This window comes from Brevundimonas sp., from assembly GCF_031082345.1.
Lineage (GTDB): Bacteria > Pseudomonadota > Alphaproteobacteria > Caulobacterales > Caulobacteraceae > Brevundimonas.
On record NZ_JAVHLH010000359.1, the window covers coordinates 550 to 1,485 of the forward strand.

The 936-nt window shown below is 64.5% G+C and carries 1 protein-coding gene; it reads left to right on the forward strand.

What is annotated here, in order from left to right; all coding sequences use genetic code 11:
* On the forward strand, positions 1-882 hold an 882-nt coding region (locus RDU12_RS15270), incomplete at its 5' end, for a hypothetical protein (protein WP_308685489.1).
* Positions 883-936: the final 54 nt, after the last annotated feature.

Below are 936 nucleotides of genomic sequence, written 5' to 3' on the forward strand. Positions count from 1 at the left end.
GAACTCAAGGGTCTGCGGACCGAACGTCGGGACGCCGTTCAGGAGCTGCTCGCGCTGCGCAAAGGCCTTTCGGCCCGCCGGAACCGACTCCGCGGTCTGCTCGCCCTGGTGTGCGCCGCCGATCACGGCGCGGAGGCCCTGACGATGATCGATCGCCTGCACCGCCTTGGTCGCACGAAGGCGGCCGACCAATATCTGATCGCTCAGGACGAGGCCGACGCGTTGATTTCCCGCCTAGAGGCTACCGTCACAGCACAGGCCGCCGTCTTTTCTCGCGTGACAGAAGAGTCGCCCGCGCCTGACAAAACCGGCGCCCAATTAGACCCTACAGAGGACCCCGATAAATTTAGAAATAACCTTACAGATGTGTACGCTACGCGGGATGTGGGTTCGTCGGAACCTGACGTCCTTCCAGAGGATGATGAGGGTGAGACTGTTTGGTGCAGCGCTGACTACGAGCCTCAATCGGCCGAAGTCATCGAGATTTCGGCATCGCGGGCTATGCGAGGACGCAGCGTCCCCGTGCAGCGGGTCACCTGCCCCCATCCCAGGGCCATTATTGCGGCCCTTCCGGCCCTTCTGCGTCGCCAGGACCTGACCTTCGTGCGTCACGCGGCCTTCCCCGATGACGCAAGGCTCGCCGCCGCCTACGGGCAGGCCTCGGCTTTCCGGCTCGGTCTTACCCAGCCCCGGATTATCGCGCTCAGTCTGCGCTTTGGCCCCCTCCCCTTCGCTGTCGCTGCGCTCCTGGCCGAGTCTACGCCCGGCGTCGACAAGCGCCGGGCCTATCTGGAAGGGCTGATCCAACGTCTGGGCGACGACAAGATCCGCGTGGATCTCTGGGCCAGTTGGCAACGCCTGGTCCGCGAACTCGGGGCCTAGCTTCACCGTGCGGAAACCCCCCTGCCCTACGCTGTCGGCGAGGTTCTGATGATC